This window comes from Pseudomonas sp. RGB, from assembly GCF_007713445.1.
Classification (GTDB): domain Bacteria; phylum Pseudomonadota; class Gammaproteobacteria; order Pseudomonadales; family Pseudomonadaceae; genus Aquipseudomonas.
On sequence record NZ_VMSH01000002.1, the window covers coordinates 316,075 to 338,678 of the forward strand.

The following is a 22,604-nucleotide window of genomic DNA, read 5'->3' on the forward strand; positions in this document are numbered from 1 at the left end:
CCTGCGATGGCATCCCAGTGTCTTGACTGATACACCGCGGTGCCTGCATCGCAGGCAAGCCAGCTCCCACATGAGATCGGTTTTGCTCTGGAAGCCAAGAAAGCCTCAGGCTTCCACCTGGCTCCACTGCTTGCTCAAACGCTTGTCGGAGATCGGCACTTTGGTGCCCAACTGCTGGGCAAACAACGACACGCGATATTCCTCCAACCACCAGCGATACAGCTCCAGCTGAGGGTCGCGCTTGCCTTCCTGGGCGTGTTTGTTCAGGCGGTTCTGGTATTGGGCCCACAGGCCGCTCAGCTCAGTGCTCCACACCCGGTCTTTTTGCACCTGGCTGGGCAGTTTCTCCAGGCGCAGTTCAATCGCCTTGAGAAAGCGCGGCAGTTCCTTGAACCACTGCGCCGGGGTTTCCCGCACAAAGCCCGGATACACCAGGTTGCTCAACTGCTGCTTGATGTCATTCAAGGCCACGGCCTGGGCCAGGTCGATCTTGCCCTTGAAACGCTTTTGCAAGCCATGCCACAGCTTCAGCACTTCCAGCGTCAGGCGCGCGAGGCGCTCGGCGTGCTCGGTCCAGCTGCCGCGCTTGCGTTCGGCCAAAGCCGCCAAACCTGCACCGTCACGCGGCGAGCTGGCTTCGCCTTCCAGTACGCAGGTGTCGAGGCTGGCCAACAGAATGTCTTCCACCAGCGCGTCGATGCGCCCCAGTTCGCGGTACATGAGGCCCAATTCGGTCAGGCCGGGCAATTTGCCGCGCAGGAATTTGGCCGGCTCGGCCAATTGCTGCAGCAGCAGACGCTGCAACGCGCGACGATGCTGGAACTCCGCCTCGGCGGCCGTCGAGAACCGCCCTTCCTTGACCGTGCCATTCTCTTCAACCAGCGCCGGGTAGACCGTCATCGACAGCCCGGCGATCTTTTGCTGGGTCTTCTCGGCCACCGCCGCAAACACCTTGGCTTGCACCGGCTCCTGGCTTTTCGCGGTTTGCGGCACGGCCAACGCGGCCTGGCTGGCCTCGGCAAAACGCGCGGTCAGCTCGGCCAGGTCGCGACCTTCGCCGAGGAACTTGCCCTGGCCGTCGACCACTTCCAGGTTCATCTTCAGGTGGTTTTCAACCTGCTGCGCCGCCTCGGCCCAGGCTTCATCGCTGACCCGTGCGCCGGTCATGCGCAGCAGTTCGCGCCCCAGCACCTGGGGCAGCGAGCCCTGGCCGAATTCGATGCGTTGCAGCGCCGCCTTGACGAAATCCGGCACCGGTACGAAGTTTTTGCGCAGCGCCTTCGGGAGGTTGCGCACCAGCGCGATGCACTTGGCTTCGATCACTCCCGGCACCAGCCATTCCAGGCGTTCCGGCGGCAACGCCGGCAGCAGCGGCGCCGGCACGCGCAGGGTCACGCCGTCGCGTGGGTGATTGGGCTCGAAGTGGTAACTCAAGGCCAACTCCAGATCGCCCAGGTGCAAGGTGTCCGGGTAATGCAGCGCCGTGACTTCACTGGCCTCGCGGGCCAGCACATCTTCCTCGCGCATGATCAGCAGTTGCGGGTCTTTCTGGCTGTTGACCTTGTACCAGCTGTCGAACGTCGCGGTCTGGTGGATCTCCGCCGGCAAGCGCGCATCATAGAAGGCGTACAGGGTTTCTTCGTCCGCCAGGATGTCGCGACGGCGCGCCTTGGCCTCCAGTTCATCGAGCTGCTCCAGCAGTTGCTGGTTGGCCGTCAGGCACTTGGCCCGCGACTGAATCTCGCCGCGCACCAGGCCTTCGCGGATAAACAGCTCGCGCGACACCACCGGGTCAATCGGCCCGTAATGCACCGGCCGGCGCCCAACCACAATCAGCCCGAACAGGGTGATCTGCTCAAAGGCCACCACTTGGCCGCGCTTCTTCTCCCAATGCGGCTCGAAGTGGTTTTTCTTGATCAAGTGGCCGGCCAGCGGCTCGATCCAGTCGGCATCGATCTTCGCCACCATGCGCGCATACAGCTTGGTGGTTTCCACCAGTTCGGCGGTCATCAGCCATTGCGGGCGCTTCTTGCCGATGCCCGAGGACGGATGAATCCAGAAGCGCCGCTGACGCGCGCCGAGGTAATCGCCGTCTTCGGTCTTCTGGCCGATCTGGCTCAACAGGCCAGACAACACGGCCTTGTGCAGCTTGGCAAAGTCCGCCGGCTCTTTATTGACGGTCAGTTGCATGTCGCGGCAAATCAGGCTGAGCTGGCGATGGGAGTCGCGCCACTCGCGCAGGCGCAGGTAATTCAGGAAGCTCTTGCGGCACCAGTTGCGCAACGGGCTGGCGGTCAGTTCCTGGCGCTGTTCCTCAAAACCGCGCCACAGGTTCACCAACCCGGCGAAGTCCGAATCCGGGTCCTTCCACTGTGCGTGAGCCTGGTCGGCCGCTTGCTGGCGTTCCGGCGGACGCTCGCGCGGGTCCTGAATCGACATGGCACTGGCGACGATCAGCACTTCCTGCAAACTGCCCAGCTTGGCGGCTTCGAGCAGCATGCGGCCCATGCGCGGGTCCACTGGCAGGCGCGCCAGTTGACGGCCCAGCGGCGTGAGCTGGCTGTTGCGGTCGACCGCCGAAAGCTCTTGCAGCAGGTTGAAACCGTCGCTGATGGCCTTGCCGTCCGGCGGCTCGATGAACGGGAAATCGGTGATTTCGCCAAGGCGCAAGTGCAGCATCTGCAGGATTACGGCGGCAAGGTTGGTACGCAAGATTTCCGGGTCGGTGAATTCCGGGCGGCCAATAAAATCCTCTTCGCTGTACAAGCGGATGCAAATACCCGGCTCGACTCGCCCGCAACGGCCTTTACGCTGGTTGGCGCTGGCCTGGGAAATCGCCTCGATCGGCAGGCGCTGCACCTTGGCGCGGTAGCTGTAACGGCTGATGCGCGCGGTGCCGCTGTCGATCACATACCGAATGCCCGGCACGGTCAGCGAGGTTTCCGCGACGTTGGTCGCCAGCACCACACGGCGGCCCGGGTGGGACTGGAAAATGCGCTGTTGTTCAGCCGGTGACAGGCGCGCATACAGCGGCAGAATTTCGGTGTGCTTGAGCTGGGCCTTGCGCAGCATCTCGGCGGCGTCACGAATCTCGCGCTCGCCCGGCAAGAACACCAGCACATCACCGGGGCTGCGCCGTTCGCTGCGCTCATAGGCGGCAATTTCATCCAGGGTGGCGAGGATCGCCTGGTCGACGGTCAAGTCGTCCTCGACGCGGTTGCCCTCCTCGTCCTGCTCCAGTGTCAGCGGGCGATACCAGGTGTCCACCGGGAAGGTACGGCCCGAGACCTCAACAATCGGTGCATCGTCAAAGTGCTTGGAAAAACGCTCCAGGTCGATGGTCGCCGAGGTGATGATGACTTTCAGGTCGGGGCGACGCGGCAACAGGGTTTTCAGGTAGCCGAGCAGGAAGTCGATGTTCAGGCTGCGTTCGTGGGCTTCGTCGACGATGATCGTGTCGTAGCGTTCCAGGTAACGGTCGTTCTGGGTTTCCGCCAGCAGGATGCCGTCGGTCATCAACTTGATCAGGGTGTTGGCGTCACTCTGGTCTTCGAAACGCACCTGATAGCCGACCAGCGCGCCCAACGGCGTGGCCAGTTCTTCGGCGACGCGACTGGCGACGCTGCGCGCGGCGATTCGGCGCGGCTGGGTGTGGCCGATCAGGCCGTATTGGCCACGGCCGATTTCCAGGCAGATTTTCGGCAGTTGGGTGGTTTTACCCGAGCCGGTTTCACCGGCGATGATCAGCACCTGATGCTTTTGCAGCGCGTCTTTGATCTCGTCGCGCTTGGCGGCAATCGGCAGGCTGTCGTCGTAGCGAATCACCGGCAGGCTGGCACGCCGCGCCGTGACCTGTGCGCAGGACGCCTGCATGCGCGTGACCCACTGCGCCAGCTTGTCCTCGTCGGGCTTCTTGCGCAGCTCGAGCAACTGGCGCCGCAAGCGGTGGCGGTCGGCGAGCATGGCGTGATCGAGGTTTTTCAGCAGTTGGTCAATAGCAGGCGCTTGGTCAGTCATCAGATGCGTTTGGGTCGTCTATTTATGCAGGGGCCGGATTGTCGCAGAAAACCGCCAACGCGCGCGCCCCTCATTCGTTATCACGGTCTTTGCGCCGGTACGGGAACACGTCGATGACCTTGCCGGCGCGAATCGCGTCCTGCAGGCCTTTCCAGTAGTCGGCGTTGTACAGCTCACCATGCAGCTCATCGAACAGCTTGCGCTGGCCGGCGTCGGCAAACAGGAACGGCGGGAATTCTTCGGGGAACACATCCAGCGGACCGATGGAGTACCAGGGCTCCGAGGCCATTTCGTCCTCGGGCGTGCGCGGTGCCGGGATGTGGCGAAAGTTGGCTTCGGTGAGAAAGCAGATTTCGTCGTAGTCATAAAACACCACGCGACCGTGGCGGGTGACGCCGAAGTTTTTCAGCAGCATGTCGCCGGGAAAGATGTTCGCCGCCGCCAGTTGCTTGATGGCCAGGCCGTAGTCCTCCAGGGCTTCACGCACCTGGGCGTCGTTGGCGTTGTCGAGGTAGAGGTTGAGTGGGGTCATGCGCCGTTCGGTCCAGCAGTGGCGGATCAGCACGGTGTCGCCTTCCACTTCGACGGTGCCCGCAGCGACTTCCAACAGCTCGGCCAGGCATTCAGGCTCGAACTTGCTCAAGGGGAAACGGAAATCGGCGAACTCCTGGGTGTCAGCCATGCGCCCCACGCGGTCGACGCTTTTTACCAGACGGTACTTCTCGATCACCGTGGCGCGGTTGACGTTTTTCGACGGCGAAAAACGGTCCTTGATGATCTTGAACACGGTGTTGAAGCCCGGCAGGGTGAACACGCTCATGACCATGCCACGCACGCCGGGCGCCATGATGAAGCGGTCATCGGTGGTGGCCAGGTGGTTGATCAGCGCGCGATAGAACTCCGACTTGCCGTGTTTGTAGAAACCGATTGAGGTGTACAGCTCGGCGATGTGCTTGCCAGGCAGGATGCGTTTGAGAAACCCGATGAATTCCGCGGGCACCGGCACATCGACCATGAAATACGAGCGCGTGAACGAGAAGATGATCGACACGTCGGCTTCGTCAGTGATCAGCGCGTCGATCTGAATGCCGCGCCCTTCGCGGTGCAGCAGCGGAATCACCAACGGCCATTGTTCGTCACGGGTGTAGATGCGTCCTACAAGGTAGGCGCCTTTATTGCGGTAGAGCACCGAGGAAAACAGCTCGACATTGAGGTCAGGATCTTTGCACACCCAGTCCGGCAGGTTCTCGCGCAATTGCGCTTCGAGCCGGCACAGGTCGGTCGCAAGGTCTGCGTAGGGTTCGCTGAACGCGTAGTCGGCGAAGACCTGCGCCAACATCGCCGTCAGGTCGCCCGCCGGCTGATAAACGCGGGTTTGCGCCGCACGTGCACGGCGCAGACTCGGCCGCGTGGTGTGGATGAACATGCAGGCGTCGCTGATCAGGTCATGACTGAACAGGCCGCAGAAGATCGAGTTGTACCAGGTCTCGGACAGCTCATCGTCAAAGCGCAGGTCGATCAGGCCGATGTACGCACGCTTCACCAGCGGCCACGCGTCCACTTCCAGCAGCGTGGCCTCGTCGAACTGGGCACGCAGGCGCGCCGTTACTTCAGCGACTTTCTCTTCGTACAAGTTGATCCGCGCCGCCGAAGCCGCCTGCCCTTGCTGCCACTGGGCCTTCTCGAAACGTTCACGGGCGCCGTCAGTGATCTGGCGAAAGTGCTCACGGTAATCGTCGAAGCCCTCGAGGATCATGCGGGCGATGGCGATGGCGAGGGCGGATGGCGACATGCGGGAAACCTCGAACGGGCATCTGGAAGCCCTGAGCTTAGCCAGTGAAACGAAGCAGGAGAAGGATGATTTTCCGGACTTATCTGTACCCCTTCGCGCAGTTTGTACATTTACTTTCAATTTTCCCAACTCGACCAAGCGGTCAATAAACGTACCGAAAAGTCTCACCGCGCACGCCTGTAGCCCCACAACCGCATGGCCTGGCGCTGGCGCGAGAGAAAACCAGTGCTGTCGCCGATTCTCAGCACAGGTCACCGCCTCGATGCACCGTAAGGGAAACCCTGATTACCACCTTGATGGCACTTTGATATATAGCGCGCCCTTTCCCACCCAAATCAGGTCCGAAGACGGTCCGGGAACAGAAGCTAATCGCCTAAGGAGCACCAAGATGTCATTGAGGAATATGCGAATCGGTCTGCGCGCCAGTCTGAGTTTCGGGGTTTTGGCCGCCATGCTGGTGATTGTCGGCCTGTTTGGCCTGGGCCAGATGGCCAAGCTGCGGGAAAGCGCGCTGGTCATCGAAGCGTCATGGATGCCGAGCATCGAGAATATTCACGACAGTGCCGCCTATGTGGCCAATATTCGCCTTGAGGCCTTGCGCCTGGCGACCACCGACGAATCGCGGATTCGCGACAACAGCAAAAGCCTGATCACCCGCCAGAGCACTGAGCTGCAAACGCTGCTGACCCATCACGAAACCCTGACCAGCGGCGACGACGAAACCGCTCTGCTGAAAAAACTCAAAGGCGATGTGGCGACCTATCTCAGTATCGTCGGGCAGATGGTTGCCATGGTGGACAAGGATCAACAGCAAGACGCCATCGACCTGCTGACCAGCCGGCTGGCACCCCAAGGTGCGGTCCTCAACAAGAGCCTGGAGGACATGATCACCTTCAATCAGAAAGGCGTCGAAGACGCGGCCGACGCGGCCGCGCAGATGTATTCCAGCGCGCAGTGGGTAGTCGGCCTGATCATCGTTTGCGCGTTGATCGCCACCTTGTTACTCGCCTGGCTGCTGACCCGCAGTATCACCGCCCCCCTCGGCCAGGCCCTGGTCGTGGCACGCACCATCGCCGGCGGCGATTTGAGCCAGCCTGTGGTGGTCAAAGGCACCGACGAACCGGCGCAATTGCTGACGGCCCTGGCCACCATGCAGGGCCAGTTGCGAACCACTATCCATGGCATCAGCGAATCGGCGCAGCAACTGGCCTCCGCCGCCGAGGAGATGAGCTCGGTGATGGAACAGAGCACCCGTGGCCTGCAGGCGCAAAACGATGAAATCGAACAGGCGGCGACCGCCGTCAACGAGATGAGCGCGGCCGTGGACGAAGTGGCGGGCAACGCGGTGTCCAGCGCCGAAGCGTCCAAGGCCTCCGATGAAGACAGCAAGCACGGCCACTACCAGATCAGCGAAACCATCAGTTCGATCCAGAACCTGGTGGACGAAGTGCTTGGCGCCTCGAACAAAGCCGAAGGCCTGGCCGTGCAGGCTCAGGACATCAGCAAAGTGCTTGAAGTGATCCGCGGCATCGCCGGGCAAACCAACTTGCTGGCCCTCAATGCCGCCATCGAAGCGGCGCGCGCAGGCGAAGCCGGCCGAGGCTTTGCGGTAGTGGCCGATGAGGTGCGCTCGCTGGCGCAACGCACCCAGGATTCCACCGAAGAAATCGAACAGATGATCACCGGTATCCAGCAAGGCACCCAGGACACCGTCGACGCCCTCAACAGCAGCGCCGAACACGCCGGCCAAACCCTGCAACGCGCCAACAGCGCCGGCAGCGCGCTGGAGAAAATCACCGCGGCCATCTCGCAGATCAGCGAGCGCAACCTGGTGATCGCCAGCGCCGCTGAGCAGCAGGCACTGGTGGCCCGTGACGTCGACCGCAGCCTGGTGAACATTCGCGACCTGTCCACCCAAACCGCCGCCGGCGCGACCCAGACCTCAGCCGCCAGCCAGGAGCTGTCGCGCCTGGCCGTGGACCTCAACGGCATGGTGACGCGGTTTGTCCTGTAATTAGCGATTGTGTCGACCAGGCCTCTAGGCAACACTCGCCGCCTAATTCAGTTAGGAGTGTTCCGTGAGACCTGTCGACACCCTGTATTTGCTGGGGCTGGCTGCCATCTGGGGCGCGAGCTTCCTGTTCATGCGCATCATCGCGCCGGAAATCGGCACCGTGCCGACCGCATTTTTTCGCGTGTCGATTGCCGCCGCCGGCTTGCTGGTGATACTCGCAGCGATGCGCGTCAACTGGGACTTCCAGGGCAAGTTCAAGACCGTGCTGCTGCTGGGCGTGATCAACTCCGGCATCCCCGCGACCATGTACTCGGTGGCCGCGCAGGTGCTGCCGGCCGGCTACTCGGCGATCTTCAACGCCACCACGCCATTGATGGGCGTGTTGATTGGCGGGTTGTTCTTCAGTGAACGCCTGACACCGTCGAAAATCGCCGGCGTCAGCCTGGGCCTGCTCGGCGTCGCCGTGCTGACGCGCGCAGGGCCGGTGGCGTTTGACCTGGAATTATTGATGGGCGCGCTGGCCTGCCTGTTGGCCACTACCTGCTACGGCTTCGCCGGGTTCCTCGCACGGCGTTGGCTGGACCAACGCGGCGGCCTGGACAGCCGACTCGCGGCGCTGGGCAGCATGCTCGGCGCTAGCCTGTTTTTGCTGCCGTTCTTTGCCTACAGCGCCATCAGTCATCCTCCTGCAAGCTGGGGCGGCTGGCGGGTGTGGGCGTCACTGCTGGGGTTGGGACTGGTGTGCACGGCGTTTGCCTACATCCTGTACTTCCGCTTGCTGTCGTCCATTGGGCCGGTCAAGTCGATGACCGTGACGTTTATGATTCCGCCGTTTGGGGTGTTGTGGGGGGCGTTGCTGCTGGATGAGCCGTTGTCGATGGCGCATGTGTATGGCGGGGTGTTGATTGCGGGGGCACTGTGGCTGGTGTTGCGGGTGGGGAAGTTGGCGAAGAACCGCTAGAAAGCACCCTGCGCGCGAAAGTCTCTCGCTGCGTCAGGGTGTGAGTCCTCCGGCAGAAACGCCTTTGAGGATGCTGGCTCCGCCGGACTTATCAAACGTCGGCGATCAGCGCTTTAAACTCGTCATAGCTACGAATGTAATCCGCAGAATCATAGTGATGCGAGGCGAACACCATCAACACAGCATCATGGGAATAGCGGTACTGAATTCCCCAGGTCATTGGCGGCAAATAAATGCCCTTGTTCGGCCGGTCCAGCACAAATTCTTCCCGGTTCGTGCCATCGTCAGCAACAACGTGCACCGAGCCTTTCACTGCGATCAAAAATTGATGGCAAACCCGATGAGCGTGTTCGCCTCGTGTTTCTGCAGTGGGGACGTCGTAAACCAGAAAATATCGCTCGGACTTGAACGGCACTGTACGCTCGAACTCGCCAACGGAGAGGTTGCCACGAATGTCGACAACTTCAGTCATCGTGTGCAACGTAACACCGCTGACGGACGTTTCGACCGCACCGGGCGTGACAGCCAGTTTTTCCGTCACTGCTTGCGAGGACGCGACGGGCTTGGCGTCAACGTAGCCAATAATTTTGGCCGGGTTGCCGACGACGATTGCGTTGGGCGGTATGGACCGTGTGACGACCGCGCCTGCGCCGATCATGGCATTGGTGCCAATGGTCAACCCTGGAAGGATCGTGCAATTGGCACCCAGCGAGGCGCCTTTTCTAATGATCGTACGAGCACAGGTCTGTGGGTAGACTTTACTGCGCGGAAAAATATCGTTTGTGAAGGTCGCATTGGGGCCAATGAAAACGTCGTCTTCAATCGTGATGCCGCCCCACACCTGCACACCGCATTTGAGTGTTACACGGTCACCAATGAGCACATCGTTTTCGATGAACACGTTGCCGTAAACATTGCATTCACTGCCCAATGCAGCACCCGGCAGGATATGCGCGAAGGCCTGGACTCATGTGTCTTTGCCAATATTTGTGGACTCGCACAGCGCATGGCTGTGGACGAAAAAATCTTTAGTACTGCTCATTCTTATCTCCAGGTCCGATGTGAGATGCCGTTATTAGAAGGCCTCAGCGTCAACCAGATTGACTGCATCTGCATCTTTGGCGGAGAGCGTAGGCGGCTCTGAAAGCGGCCAGTCGATAGCCAGGGCGGGGTCATTCCACGCCAGGCTGCGTTCGTGCTCAGGCGCCCAGTAATCGGTGGTCTTGTACAGAAACTCGGCATTTTCTGATAACACAACAAACCCGTGAGCAAACCCCTCAGGTATCCACAACTGAGCACGGTTACTATCGCTGAGGTGCACCCCTACCCATTTGCCGAAGGTGGGCGAACGTTTACGTAGGTCCACAGCTACGTCAAAGACTTCTCCATGGGTCACGCGCACCAGTTTTCCCTGGGTCTGCTTGATTTGATAATGCAGACCGCGAAGCACCCCCTTTGCAGATCGGGAGTGGTTGTCCTGCACAAAATGAACAGATCTTCCAACAGCGGCCTCGAAAACTTTCTGATTGAAGCTTTCGTAGAAAAATCCGCGCTCGTCCCCGAACACTTTCGGCTCAAACAGAAGAACGTCCGGGATAGCGAGTGGGCTGGCTTTCATCTTTGTAACATCTCCAAAATGTTGTCAGCAGACTTAACGGCACCACAGGTGCAAAGCGATCTTGGGGCAACGAGCCACTCGATCAAAAAATCTTTTCACGCAGTAAACGCTTGAGGTATTGCCCGTAGCCATTTTTGGATAGCGGTAGCGCAAGTTTCTCCAGTTGCTGCGCATCAATCCAGTTCTGCCGAAATGCAATCTCTTCAGGGCAGGCAACCTTGAGTCCCTGACGATGCTCAAGCGTGGCGATGAAACTGCTGGCTTCAAGCAGCGAATCATGGGTGCCGGTGTCCAGCCATGCGTAACCGCGCCCCATGATTTCCACTGACAGCTTGCCCCTCTCCATATAAATACGATTGAGGTCGGTAATCTCTAGCTCGCCACGAGCGGAGGGTTTGATGCCTTCGGCAATTTCAACCACGTCCTGGTCATAGAAATAAAGTCCGTTCACGGCGTATGATAAATGCCTGTGGCAGGCCATCCGGGGACGCTTGCACAGCGTAGGAAATGTTCAAGTGCCGTCACCCAGCAACTGTTCGAAACGCGGGGTGTCCTCTGGTGTGGAAATGATGAGGATGTCGCGAATACCTGCCAGCATCAGCGTGGTCAGCGGGTAATAGATCATCGACCAGAATTATTTTTTTACGTTTAGGCATGTTCATTTTTCGAGAATCTCAGTAAGCATCCGTGCCACGCCATCCTGCCATTCAGGCAAGCGCAGCGAGAAGGCATTCTGCAGCTTTTGAGTGTTGAGCCGGGAATTGCCGGGCCGTCTGGCCGGCGTGGGATAAGAGGCTGTCGTAATCGCACCTAGCGACGCCGGAGCGACCTTGAGTTGCACATCGGCAGCCTGCGCTTGCTCGAGCACAAAACGGGCATAGCGGTGCCATGTGGTTTCGCCAGCTGCGGCGAGATGGTAATTCCCTTCCAGTTGCGGGTTTATGCGCGTCGCGCGGATAGCGTGCGCGGTAACATCCGCCAGCAGGTCAGCCCCGGTTGGAGCGCCAAACTGGTCGTCAATCACGTTGAGGCTTTCACGCTCCGTCGCCAAGCGCAGCATGGTCTTCGCGAAGTTGTTACCTCGCGCTGCGTAGACCCAACTGGTGCGCAAGATTAAATACGCGCAACCGCTGGCCTCGATAGCTCGCTCACCTTGTAGTTTGGTTGCCCCATAGACACTCAGCGGCCCCACCTGATCGCTTTCCTGCCACGGCGCTTCACCATCACCTGCGAACACATAGTCAGTGGAATAGTGCACCAGCAAGGCATTCAGCTTGCGGGCCTCTGCTGCCAATACCGCTGGCGCCTCTGCGTTGACACGCAATGCCTGGTCCGGCTCGCTTTCGGCCTTGTCGACAGCCGTGTAGGCCGCTGCGTTGACGATTACGTCAGGCGCGAACCGCTGCACGCTCCCGGCCACCCCCTTGAGGTCGTTGAAATCACCGCAGTAATCCTGGCTCTGGGAGCTCAACGCTAAGACTTGGCCTAAAGTCGACAAACTACGTTGGAGTTCCCAGCCGACTTGGCCATTTTTACCCAGCAATAGAATCTTCATGCCAAACGCTCGGAATTATTCTTTTCGATCCACTCCCGGTAAAAACCGGACTGGTCATCAATGACGGGCGAATCCGTCAGATGATTAACGCGCAAGCCGCCTGCACCACCGCCCCATCGATCTGGGCCACAGTATAGAGCGGTAATAAAGCCAAGGCGGATTTGCGTCGGCATTTACAGGGAGGAGGGTATTGACCCGATCTGCGCAGGCTGACCGTTCGCGCACGGCACGACCACAGCGTTTAACGCTGAATCGGCTACCGCTGTGCGCTGGAAAGCTGGCATGTGCTGATCTTGTGTGAGAGGAAAAACAGGCGAGGACTATCACCAGCCACAAACACACTTTGCAATCACTTAACCCACGCGCCGTGCGTGGAAGAGTTTTCATGCCTGCGCAGAAAGCCGATCGCTATAATGCCGGCCAGTTTTTTCCAAGGATTTCACATGTTCGCTTTGCCCTGGCTGTACCTGGTGCTTCTTTCGATTGGCTACGGACTGGCCCTGACCTACGGGCAACTGGGCGCGCTGGCGGCCGTGTCGGTGGCCATGCTGCTGATCGCCGGGTACGCCGTGCGCCAGCAACGCAGCCCTTGGGCGCGCTACCTCGGCCACGGCCTGTTCATTGTCCTGGCTCTGGGTCTGGCGATGCACTGGCTGCCGGGCTTCTACAACGGCCGCGGTATCGCGCCGCAGCGTTTTACCCCTGACTCGGTACCGTTTTCGATGTACCTGAACCAGGACAAACCGCTGATTGGCTTCTGGCTGTTGCTGGCCTGCCCATGGATCGTGGCGCGTCGCACGCTGCGCCTGTCGATCTGCGTCGCGGCCCTGGCACTGACCCTCACGGCGGTCGCTGCGCTGGGCGGCGCCACATTGCTGGGGATGATCGACTGGGCACCCAAATGGCCGGAACAGGCGTGGCTGTGGGTCCTGAACAACCTGCTGCTGGTGACGCTGGTGGAAGAGGCGTTGTTTCGTGGCTATATCCAGGGCGGCCTGAGTCAACGCTTCAAACACCTGCCCTACGGTGAAAACCTGGCACTGCTGCTGGCCTCGCTGCTGTTCGGCCTGGTGCACCTCGGCGCGGGCTGGCATTGGGTGCTGCTGGCGAGTATTGCAGGCATCGGTTATGGCCTGGCGTATCGCTTCGGCGGGTTGGGCGCCGCGATTGCCACGCACTTTGGCTTGAATCTGCTTCACTTCGGGTTGTTCACCTACCCGATGCTGGCCGGCTGATTGTTGCAAAAAATAAGTTAAATAAATGCCTGCAACGGCCGACAACCCATCAAAGCCTTGCGGATTGAACAATCATGCGTAATAACCAACCCGTTACCCAGCGCGAACGTACCTTCCCCGCTCAGCAACGGTTGATCTCCACCACAGACGCCAAAGGTGTGATCACCTACTGCAACGACGCCTTCGTCGAAATCAGTGGGTTCACCCGTGACGAGTTGATCCGTGCCCCGCACAACCTGGTGCGTCACCCGGATGTGCCGTCGGCCGTGTTCGCGCACATGTGGTCCACGCTCAAACAAGGCTTGCCATGGATGGGCATCGTCAAAAACCGCTGCAAGACCGGCGATCACTACTGGGTTAACGCCTATGTAACGCCGGTTTTCGATGGCAACCAGGTGATCGGCTACGAATCGGTGCGCATCAAGCCCACCGCCGAGCAGATTCGCCGCGCCGAAGCGCTCTATCAACGCATCAACCAGGGCAAGTCGGCCGTGCCTCAGCGCGATAAATGGTTGCCGGTGCTGCAAGACTGGCTGCCATTTATCCTGATCAGCCAGCTCAGCTTCATGATCGGTGCGTCGCTCAACTCCCACTGGGGCTTTGCCCTGGCGGCGGGGCTGTCGGTGCCGCTGGGCCTGCTGGGCCTGAGCTGGCAGCAGCGCGGCCTCAAGCGTTTGCTGCGCCTGGCGGAGCAGACCACGTCCGACCCGCTGATCGCGCAGATGTACACCGACAGCCGTGGCGCACAAGCGCGGCTGGAGATGTCGATTCTCAGCCAGGAAGCGCGTCTGAAAACGTGCCTTACTCGCTTGCAGGATACGGCCGAGCACCTCAACGATCAGGCCGCGCAGTCCAACACCCTGGCGCACAACAGCTCCAGCGGGCTGGAACGCCAGCGCGTGGAAACCGAGCAGGTCGCCACCGCCGTCAACCAGATGGCAGCAACGACCCAGGAAGTGGCCAGCCACGTGCAGCGCACGGCGGACGCTACCCAGGAAGCTAACCGCCTGACCGGTCGCGGTCGCGACATCGCCGGGGAAACCCGCGAAGCGATCCAGCGCCTGTCGGTCGCCGTGGGTGAAACCGGTGTAACCGTCACCCAGCTGGCCAAGGACAGTGATGAAATCGGCGGCGTGGTGGACGTGATCAAAGGCATCGCCGACCAGACCAACCTGCTGGCATTGAACGCCGCCATCGAAGCGGCCCGTGCCGGCGAAATGGGCCGTGGCTTTGCAGTGGTGGCTGACGAAGTCCGTCAACTGGCGCAGCGTACCGCCGAGTCCACCGGGCAGATCCATGCCCTGATCGCCAAACTGCAGCAGACCGCCGCCGCCGCCGTGCAAACCATGGACGCCGGGCATCGCCAGGCCGAAGAAGGTGTGGCGCGCGTGATGGAGGCGGATCAGGCGCTGGTGGGCATCAGTGAAGCGGTGGCCAACATCACCGACATGACCACGCAGATTGCCGCCGCCACCGAAGAGCAAAGCGCTGTGGCCGAAGAGATCAGCCGCAATATCAGCACGATTGCCCTGTTGGCGGATCAGACCTCGGAGCAGGCGATGAACTCGGCGCAGTTGAGTGAAGAGCTGACGCATACGGCGAATACCCAGTATTCGCTGGTGGAGCGCTTTAACCGGTAAACCGCTATCGCGGGCAAGCCCGCTCCCACATTGGATTGGGTTCACACATTTCTATTGTGAATACATTCAAATGTGGGAGCTGGCTTGCCTGCGATGAGGCCCTAAAGGCCGGCGAGAAACTCGGAGACCTTCACCGCCGCAGCCTCCAAATGCTGCTCATGGCTAAACCCCGAAGCCTTCAACGGCTTCAAATCATGATCCCCCGCCACCAGCCACATCACTTCGATGCTCGGCGACAACGCATACCCTTGCACCGCCGCCCGATTGCCCAGCGCATCGCGCTCGCCCTGCACAACCAACGTCGGTGTCTTCAGACCGGCCAGATGCTCAGTGCGTGGTTTCTCCGGTTTGCCCACCGCATAAAACGGATAACCCAGGCACACCAACCCGTCTGCCCCCAATTCATCTGCCAGCAAACTGGCCATCCGCCCGCCCATGGACTTGCCGCCAACGGCCAGTTTGCCAGCGACATGGCGTCGCACCTCGGCATACACCTCGCGCCAGGCTTGCAATAGTTTCGGCGCCGGATTCGGCGGACGTTTGCCGCCGTCCAGGCGGCGCTGGGCCATATAGGGGAATTCAAAGCGCAATACGTTCACGCCATGCCCGGCAAGGCGTGCAGCCATGTCGTTCATAAACCCCGAGTCCATGGGCGCACCGGCACCGTGGGCCAGGATCAGCGTCACCGGCGCACGCGCGCTGTTGCCTGTCGCCGCATCCCATAACCAGCCGCGCTCGCGCACACACTGCGCCCATTGATCCCCGTCAATACTGGCCTTGTGCTCTTTGCCCATGCTTGCCTCGCTTTTTAGTCTGCCTATAACTCCAGCCCAAGTGCCGCATTGGCTTGGGTTGAACCGTGGATGGGGAACCATGAACACTACTTTAAGTACCACCTATAACTACAAGGTGGTCCGCCAATTCACCATTATGACGGTGGTGTGGGGCATCGTCGGCATGGGGCTCGGGGTTTTTCTCGCCGCCCAATTGGTTTGGCCTGCACTCAACTTCGATTTGCCCTGGACCAGCTTCGGCCGCTTGCGCCCGCTGCACACCAACGCGGTGATCTTTGCCTTCGGCGGCTGCGCGCTGTTCGCCAGCTCGTTTTACTCGGTACAACGCACCTGCCAGACACAGCTGTTCGCGCCGAAAATCGCCGCGTTCTGCTTCTGGGGCTGGCAGCTCGTGATTCTATTGGCCGCGATCAGCTTGCCGCTGGGCTACACCAGCTCCAAGGAATACGCCGAGCTGGAATGGCCGATCGACATTCTGATCACCATCGTCTGGGTGGCCTACGCCATCGTGTTCTTCGGCACGATCATGAAGCGCAACACCAAGCACATCTACGTCGGCAACTGGTTCTTCGGCGCGTTCATCATCACCGTGGCCATCCTGCACATCGTTAACAACCTGGAAATCCCGGTCAGCCTGACCAAGTCCTACTCCCTCTACGGCGGTGCGACGGATGCCATGGTGCAGTGGTGGTATGGGCACAACGCGGTAGGCTTTTTCCTCACCGCCGGCTTCCTCGGGATGATGTATTACTTCGTGCCCAAGCAAGCCGAGCGCCCGGTGTATTCGTATCGCTTGTCCATCGTGCACTTCTGGGCGCTGATCACCCTGTACATCTGGGCCGGCCCGCACCACTTGCACTACACCGCATTGCCGGATTGGGCGCAGTCACTGGGCATGGTGATGTCGCTGGTGCTGCTGGCCCCGAGCTGGGGCGGCATGATCAACGGCATGATGACCCTGTCGGGCGCCTGGCATAAGTTGCGCAGCGACCCGATCCTGCGCTTTTTGGTGGTGTCGCTGGCGTTCTACGGCATGTCGACCTTCGAAGGGCCGATGATGGCCATCAAGACGGTCAACGCCCTCTCCCACTACACCGACTGGACCATCGGCCACGTACACGCCGGCGCGCTGGGCTGGGTAGCGATGATTTCCATCGGCGCGCTGTACCACATGATCCCCAAAGTGTTCGGCCGCGAGCAGATGTACAGCCTCGGCCTGATCAACGCGCACTTCTGGCTGGCCACCATCGGCACCGTGCTCTACATCGCCTCGATGTGGGTCAATGGCATCGCCCAGGGCCTGATGTGGCGTGCGGTCAACGAAGACGGCACCTTGACCTACTCCTTCGTCGAAACCCTGGTGGCCAGTCACCCTGGCTACATCGTGCGACTGGTGGGCGGTGCAGTGTTCCTCAGCGGCATGTTCCTGATGGCTTACAACACGTGGCGCACCGTGCGCTCGGCGCAACCTGCCGAAGCCGCCCCTGTCGCGCAAATGGCCTGAGGAGTCAGTGATGAAACACGAAACGATTGAAAAGAACGTCGGCCTGCTGATGCTGCTGATGGTGCTGGCCGTGAGCATCGGCGGCCTGACCCAGATCGTCCCGCTGTTCTTCCAGGACGTGACCAACAAGCCGGTCGAAGGCATGAAGCCCTATACCGCGCTGCAACTGGAAGGGCGCGACATTTACATTCGCGAAGGCTGCGTGCAGTGCCACTCGCAGATGATCCGCCCGTTCCGTGCCGAAACCGAACGTTACGGCCACTACTCGGTGGCGGGCGAAAGCGTGTGGGACCACCCGTTCCTGTGGGGCTCCAAGCGCACCGGGCCGGACCTGGCCCGCGTCGGCGCGCGCTACTCGGACGACTGGCACCGCGCGCACCTGTACAACCCGCGCAACGTGGTGCCGGAGTCGAAAATGCCGGCCTACCCATGGCTGGTCACCGCGCCGGTCGACAGCAGCCACACCGAAACCAAGTTGAAAGTGATGCGCACCCTCGGCGTGCCGTACACCGACGACGACATCAGTGGCGCCGTCGCCAGCCTCAAGGGCAAGACCGAGATGGACGCGCTGGTTGCGTACCTGCAAGTGCTCGGCACTGCCATCAAGAGCAAGAGGTGAGCCATGGGATTTGAATTTGACGCGGGCACCATCCGCGGCCTTGGCACGCTGGTGGTCGCCATCGCTTTTATCGGCCTGTCGCTGTGGGTGTTCAACAACCGGCGCAACGCGGAATTCGAGCAGGCCCGCCTGCTGCCGTTTGCCGATGAACCTACTCCATCCGACGCTCAAGAAGAGCCTGCAACAAGGAGCACTCGCCCATGACGACCTTCTGGAGTACATGGATCTGCGTATTGACCCTCGGCAGCCTGATCGGCCTGACCTGGCTATTGATCGGCACCCGCAAGGGCGAAACCAAGGGCAGCGTCGACCAGACCATGGGCCACGCCTTCGATGGCATCGAGGAATACGACAACCCGCTGCCGCAGTGGTGGTTCATGCTGTTCGCCGGCACCCTGGTGTTTGCGGTCGGCTACCTGATCCTCTACCCGGGCCTGGGTAACTGGAAAGGCGTGTTGCCGGGCTATGAAGGCGGCTGGACTCAGACCAAGGAATGGGACAAGGAAATGGCCAAGGCCGACGCCAAGTTCGGGCCGATCTTCGCCAAATTCGCGGCGATGCCGGTGGAAGAAGTCGCCAAGGACCCACAAGCGCTGAAAATGGGCGGCCGCCTGTTTGCCTCCAACTGCGCGGTGTGCCACGGCTCGGATGCCAAGGGCGCGTATGGCTTCCCGAACCTGGCGGACAACCTCTGGCGCTGGGGCGGTTCGGCGGAAGCGATCAAGACGACCATCCTGAATGGTCGCCACGCGGCAATGCCGGCCTGGGGTGAAATATTGGGCGAAGACGGTGTGAAGAACGTCGCCGCCTTTGTGCGTCACGACCTGGCCAAGCTGCCATTACCCGCCGACAGCACCGCCGATCTGGCGGCCGGTCAAGCCGCCTTCAATACCACCTGCGTCGCCTGCCACGGCCCACAAGGCCACGGCATGGAAGCCATGGGCGCGCCGAACCTGACCGAGCCTGCCGGTTTCATCTACGGCACCAGCCTGGCGCAACTGCAGCAGACCATTCGCCACGGCCGCCAAGGCCAGATGCCAGCGCAGGACGTGCTGCAAGGCAATGACAAAGTGCACCTGCTCGCGGCCTATGTGTACAGCTTGTCCCATAACGCTGATGGCGCAACGCCAGAAAGCCCAACCGAGTAACCGTAGACTGCCGCCCCAACCTGGGGCGGCAGCTCTGTCTCTCTCAGCGACCAAGTGTCGCACCCCTGCCCACCCCAACTTTCCCCTGCTGCCATTCGGGTCTACGCTTGCCCAACAGTGACCGGTTTTGGCGTATCAGGCGACTGCCGTTGCGACCTGAAAAAATTCCTGTCCACTCGATCAGCTTTCGATTTCTGATTTTGTCCTTACGCCAAACATGGAAAGGGCGCAGAATCTGGCCCGGAACGCATTGATACAGGTCAGCCATTGCGTTGCAATGGCCCCTCGGTTTGTCCATACTTGCGGCCGATTTCAACTATAAAAAAACCTAAACCGTGGAACCTTAGAATGAGCACAGCAATCAGTCCGACTGCTTATAACTATAAGGTAGTCCGCCAGTTCGCCATCATGACGGTGGTCTGGGGGATCCTTGGCATGGGGCTCGGGGTGTTCATCGCCTCGCAACTGGTTTGGCCGGAATTGAATTTCGGTTTGCCATGGACGACCTTCGGCCGCCTGCGCCCGCTGCACACCAACCTGGTGATTTTCGCCTTCGGCGGATGTGCATTGTTTGCCACCTCCTACTATGTCGTGCAGCGAACCTGCCAGACGCGACTGATCTCCGACGGCCTCGCCGCCTTCACCTTCTGGGGCTGGCAAGCCGTGATCCTCGGCGCCATCATCACCCTGCCGCTGGGCTACACCACCACCAAGGAATACGCCGAGCTGGAATGGCCGATCGCCATTTTGCTGGCCATCGTCTGGGTGACCTACGCCGTGGTGTTCTTCGGCACCATCGTCAAGCGCAAGACCAAGCACATTTATGTGGGTAACTGGTTCTACGGTGCCTTCATCCTGGTCACGGCGATGCTGCACATCGTCAACCACGCGTCCTTGCCGGTGAGCTGGTTCAAGTCCTACTCGGCCTACGCCGGGGCGACGGACGCGATGATCCAGTGGTGGTACGGCCACAACGCGGTGGGGTTCTTCCTCACCACCGGCTTCCTGGGGATGATGTATTACTTCGTGCCCAAACAGGCCGAGCGCCCGATCTACTCCTATCGCCTGTCCATCGTGCACTTCTGGGCGCTGATCACCCTGTACATCTGGGCCGGCCCGCACCACCTGCACTACACCGCGCTGCCGGATTGGGCGCAGTCGCTGGGCATGGCGATGTCGATCATCCTGCTGGCCCCCAGCTGGGGCGGCATGATCAACGGCATGATGACCCTGTCGGGCGCCTGGCATAAATTGCGCACCGACCCGATCCTGCGCTTTTTGGTGGTATCGCTGGCGTTCTACGGCATGTCGACCTTTGAAGGCCCGATGATGGCGATCAAGACCGTCAACTCGCTGTCCCACTACACCGACTGGACCATCGGCCACGTCCACGCCGGCGCGTTGGGCTGGGTCGCGATGATCTCCATCGGCGCGCTGTACCACATGATCCCCAAACTGTTCGGCCGTGCGCAGATGCACAGCGTCGGGCTGATCAACGCGCACTTCTGGCTGGCCACCATCGGCACCGTGCTCTACATCGCCTCGATGTGGGTCAACGGCATCACCCAGGGCCTGATGTGGCGTGCGATCAACGATGACGGCACGCTCACCTACTCCTTTGTCGAAGCGCTGCAAGCCAGCCATCCGGGCTACATCGTCCGCGCCCTGGGCGGTGCGTTCTTTGCCAGCGGCATGCTGTTGATGGCCTACAACGTCTGGCGCACCGTGCGTGCCTCCGACCCTGTAGAGGCTGAAGCCGCCGCCAAGATCGCCGTTGTGGGAGCTCACTGATGAAGCATGAAGTAGTCGAGAAGAATATCGGCCTGCTGGCCTTCTTCATGGTCATCGCCGTGAGTATCGGCGGCCTGACCCAGATCGTTCCGCTGTTTTTCCAGGACGTGACCAACAAGCCGGTCGAAGGCATGAAGCCGCGCACCGCGCTTGAACTGGAAGGCCGCGACGTCTACATCGCCAACGGTTGCGTGGGCTGCCACTCGCAGATGATCCGCCCGTTCCGCGCCGAAACCGAACGCTACGGTCACTACTCGGTGGCCGGCGAAAGCGTGTGGGACCACCCGTTCCTGTGGGGCTCCAAGCGCACCGGGCCAGACCTGGCCCGCGTTGGCGCACGTTACTCAGACGACTGGCACCGCGCGCACTTGTATAACCCGCGCAACGTGGTGCCGGAGTCGAAAATGCCGGCCTACCCGTTCCTCGTGGAAAACAAGCTCGACGGCAAGGACACCGCGAAGAAGATGGAAGTCTTGCGCACCCTGGGCGTGCCCTACACCGATGAAGACATCGCCGGTGCAGCCGCAGCCGTCAAGGGCAAGACCGAAATGGACGCACTGGTGGCCTACCTGCAAGGCCTTGGCACCATCATCAAAAGCAAACGGTGATCTGCATGGATATCGGGATGATTCGTGGCCTGGGCACCGTTGTGGTGATGGTGGCCTTTATCGGCCTGGCGCTGTGGGTGTTCAGCCCCAGGCGCAAGTCGGAGTTTGACGACGCAACCATGTTGCCTTTTGCGGATGACCCCGAAGCCATCAAGCACGTCGAGCAAGCGTCTAGGAGTAACAAAGAATGACTACGTTCTGGAGTCTGTACGTCACAGTCCTCAGTCTGGGTACCATCTTCGCCCTGACCTGGCTGCTGCTGTCGACCCGCAAGGGCCAGCGCACCGAACAGACGGACGAGACCGTTGGCCACTCGTTCGATGGCATCGAGGAATACGACAACCCGCTGCCCAAGTGGTGGTTCATGCTGTTTGTCGGCACCATCATCTTCGCGCTCGGCTACCTGGCGTTGTACCCAGGGCTTGGCAATTGGAAAGGCCTGCTGCCGGGCTACAACTACCTCGACAACGACAAGCAAACCCCCTTCGCCAACGGCCAGATCGGCTGGACCGGCGTGCACGAATGGGAAAAGGAAATGGCCAGGTCGGAGGCCAAGTTCGGCCCGATCTTCGCCAAATTCGCCGCGATGCCGATTGAAGAGGTTGCCAAGGACCCGCAAGCCTTGAAGATGGGCGGCCGCCTGTTCGCCTCCAACTGCTCGGTGTGCCACGGTTCCGACGCCAAGGGCGCCTACGGTTTTCCCAACCTGACCGACGCCGATTGGCGCTGGGGCGGCGAGCCGGCGACCATCAAGGAAACCATCATGAAAGGCCGCCACGCGGTGATGCCGGCCTGGGCCGAAGTCATTGGCGAGCAAGGCGTGGCTGACGTGGCGGGCTTTGTGGTGACCAACCTCGACGGTCGCAAACTGCCGGAAGGCGCCAAGGCCGATGTGGCCAATGGCGCGAAACTCTTCGCCGCCAACTGCGTGGCCTGCCATGGCCCTGCCGGTAAAGGCACGCCCGCGATGGGCGCGCCGGACCTGACGCACCCGGGTGCATTCATCTACGGTTCGAGCTTCGCGCAGCTGCAGCAGACCATTCGTTATGGCCGTCAGGGCCAGATGCCAGCGCAGGAGTTGCTGCAAGGCAATGACAAGGTGCACTTGCTGGCGGCCTATGTTTACAGCCTGTCCCATGGCGACAAGCCGGCTGAAGAGCAGTAAGACACAAAAGCAAACGGTGGGAGGGGGCTTGGCCCCGATAGCGGTGCCTCAGTGACAGTTGATCAACTGACATGCCGCAATCGGGGGCAAGCCCCCTCGCACATTTGGAGCGCATTCGACTGCCTGCAAATCTGCAACACAGC

Annotated in this window: 18 protein-coding genes and 1 pseudogene; 12 read left to right on the forward strand and 7 right to left on the reverse strand. The window is 60.7% G+C overall.

Annotated elements, in window-relative coordinates:
- Positions 1-105: 105 nt before the first annotated feature.
- Positions 106-4,017, reverse strand: a complete 3,912-nt coding sequence (hrpA, locus tag FPT15_RS05150) for an ATP-dependent RNA helicase HrpA (RefSeq protein ID WP_145159022.1) — start codon at positions 4,015-4,017, stop codon at positions 106-108.
- A 70-nt stretch (positions 4,018-4,087) separates the two neighbouring features.
- Complete coding sequence (gene aceK, locus FPT15_RS05155; RefSeq protein WP_145159024.1) at positions 4,088-5,809, reverse strand: bifunctional isocitrate dehydrogenase kinase/phosphatase; 1,722 nt, start codon at positions 5,807-5,809, stop codon at positions 4,088-4,090.
- Between the two features lie 451 nt (positions 5,810-6,260).
- Here aceK and FPT15_RS05160 point away from each other — a divergent pair, with 451 nt between their 5' ends.
- The gene (locus tag FPT15_RS05160; RefSeq protein ID WP_372241440.1) at positions 6,261-7,823 is read left to right on the forward strand and encodes a methyl-accepting chemotaxis protein; all 1,563 of its coding nucleotides are present in this window, start codon (positions 6,261-6,263) and stop codon (positions 7,821-7,823) included.
- A gap of 64 nt (positions 7,824-7,887) precedes the next feature.
- On the forward strand, positions 7,888-8,784 hold the full coding sequence (locus tag FPT15_RS05165) for a DMT family transporter (RefSeq protein WP_145159029.1): 897 nt from the start codon (positions 7,888-7,890) through the stop codon (positions 8,782-8,784).
- A gap of 91 nt (positions 8,785-8,875) precedes the next feature.
- On the opposite strand, the gene FPT15_RS30235 is transcribed toward FPT15_RS05165, so the two are convergent.
- The 4 genes and pseudogenes from FPT15_RS30235 to rfbD form a co-directional block, all read right to left on the reverse strand.
- Entirely contained in the window at positions 8,876-9,685 is an 810-nt protein-coding gene (locus FPT15_RS30235; RefSeq protein ID WP_306098697.1) for a WxcM-like domain-containing protein, read from the reverse strand.
- Positions 9,686-9,859: 174 nt separating this feature from the next.
- Entirely contained in the window at positions 9,860-10,402 is a 543-nt protein-coding gene (rfbC, locus tag FPT15_RS05175; protein ID WP_145159031.1) for a dTDP-4-dehydrorhamnose 3,5-epimerase, read from the reverse strand.
- 82 nt (positions 10,403-10,484) lie between these two features.
- Positions 10,485-11,027 (reverse strand): annotated as a pseudogene (locus FPT15_RS05180) (sugar phosphate nucleotidyltransferase); the annotation flags it as partial.
- A 33-nt stretch (positions 11,028-11,060) separates the two neighbouring features.
- Positions 11,061-11,957 carry a dTDP-4-dehydrorhamnose reductase gene (gene rfbD, locus FPT15_RS05185; RefSeq protein WP_145159033.1) on the reverse strand — a complete coding sequence of 299 codons (897 nt, stop codon included), beginning with the start codon at positions 11,955-11,957 and terminating at the stop codon, positions 11,061-11,063.
- Between the two features lie 443 nt (positions 11,958-12,400).
- Here rfbD and FPT15_RS05190 point away from each other — a divergent pair, with 443 nt between their 5' ends.
- Both FPT15_RS05190 and FPT15_RS05195 read left to right on the forward strand, forming a co-directional pair.
- Entirely contained in the window at positions 12,401-13,192 is a 792-nt protein-coding gene (locus FPT15_RS05190) for a CPBP family intramembrane glutamic endopeptidase (RefSeq protein ID WP_145159035.1), read from the forward strand.
- Between the two features lie 74 nt (positions 13,193-13,266).
- Entirely contained in the window at positions 13,267-14,832 is a 1,566-nt protein-coding gene (locus tag FPT15_RS05195) for a PAS domain-containing methyl-accepting chemotaxis protein (RefSeq protein ID WP_145159037.1), read from the forward strand.
- Between the two features lie 101 nt (positions 14,833-14,933).
- On the opposite strand, the gene FPT15_RS05200 is transcribed toward FPT15_RS05195, so the two are convergent.
- Positions 14,934-15,626 carry an alpha/beta family hydrolase gene (locus FPT15_RS05200; RefSeq protein WP_145159039.1) on the reverse strand — a complete coding sequence of 231 codons (693 nt, stop codon included), beginning with the start codon at positions 15,624-15,626 and terminating at the stop codon, positions 14,934-14,936.
- A gap of 79 nt (positions 15,627-15,705) precedes the next feature.
- Here FPT15_RS05200 and ccoN (FPT15_RS05205) point away from each other — a divergent pair, with 79 nt between their 5' ends.
- The 8 genes from ccoN (FPT15_RS05205) to ccoP (FPT15_RS05240) all read left to right on the forward strand — a co-directional run bounded on the left by ccoN (FPT15_RS05205) (position 15,706) and on the right by ccoP (FPT15_RS05240) (position 22,461).
- On the forward strand, positions 15,706-17,130 hold the full coding sequence (ccoN, locus tag FPT15_RS05205; RefSeq protein WP_145159041.1) for a cytochrome-c oxidase, cbb3-type subunit I: 1,425 nt from the start codon (positions 15,706-15,708) through the stop codon (positions 17,128-17,130).
- A 10-nt stretch (positions 17,131-17,140) separates the two neighbouring features.
- Positions 17,141-17,749: a cytochrome-c oxidase, cbb3-type subunit II gene (gene ccoO / locus FPT15_RS05210; protein WP_065909614.1), complete on the forward strand. Its 609-nt coding sequence runs from the start codon at positions 17,141-17,143 to the stop codon at positions 17,747-17,749.
- A gap of 3 nt (positions 17,750-17,752) precedes the next feature.
- Complete coding sequence (locus FPT15_RS05215; RefSeq protein WP_106576350.1) at positions 17,753-17,953, forward strand: cbb3-type cytochrome c oxidase subunit 3; 201 nt, start codon at positions 17,753-17,755, stop codon at positions 17,951-17,953.
- On the forward strand, positions 17,950-18,897 hold the full coding sequence (gene ccoP, locus FPT15_RS05220; RefSeq protein ID WP_145159043.1) for a cytochrome-c oxidase, cbb3-type subunit III: 948 nt from the start codon (positions 17,950-17,952) through the stop codon (positions 18,895-18,897). The genes FPT15_RS05215 and ccoP (FPT15_RS05220) overlap by 4 nt, the downstream gene beginning before the upstream one ends.
- Before the next feature lie 348 nt (positions 18,898-19,245).
- Complete coding sequence (gene ccoN, locus FPT15_RS05225) at positions 19,246-20,688, forward strand: cytochrome-c oxidase, cbb3-type subunit I (RefSeq protein WP_106576348.1); 1,443 nt, start codon at positions 19,246-19,248, stop codon at positions 20,686-20,688.
- Positions 20,688-21,296: a cytochrome-c oxidase, cbb3-type subunit II gene (gene ccoO / locus FPT15_RS05230; protein ID WP_078738505.1), complete on the forward strand. Its 609-nt coding sequence runs from the start codon at positions 20,688-20,690 to the stop codon at positions 21,294-21,296. The genes ccoN (FPT15_RS05225) and ccoO (FPT15_RS05230) overlap by 1 nt, the downstream gene beginning before the upstream one ends.
- Positions 21,297-21,301: 5 nt before the next feature.
- Positions 21,302-21,487, forward strand: coding sequence for a CcoQ/FixQ family Cbb3-type cytochrome c oxidase assembly chaperone (locus tag FPT15_RS05235; RefSeq protein WP_003193169.1), 186 nt, complete (start codon positions 21,302-21,304; stop codon positions 21,485-21,487).
- A complete protein-coding gene (gene ccoP, locus FPT15_RS05240) occupies positions 21,484-22,461 on the forward strand; it encodes a cytochrome-c oxidase, cbb3-type subunit III (RefSeq protein WP_145159045.1) in 978 nt (325 codons plus the stop codon). Before FPT15_RS05235 ends, ccoP (FPT15_RS05240) begins: the two co-directional genes overlap by 4 nt.
- The last annotated feature ends 143 nt before the right edge of the window (positions 22,462-22,604 follow it).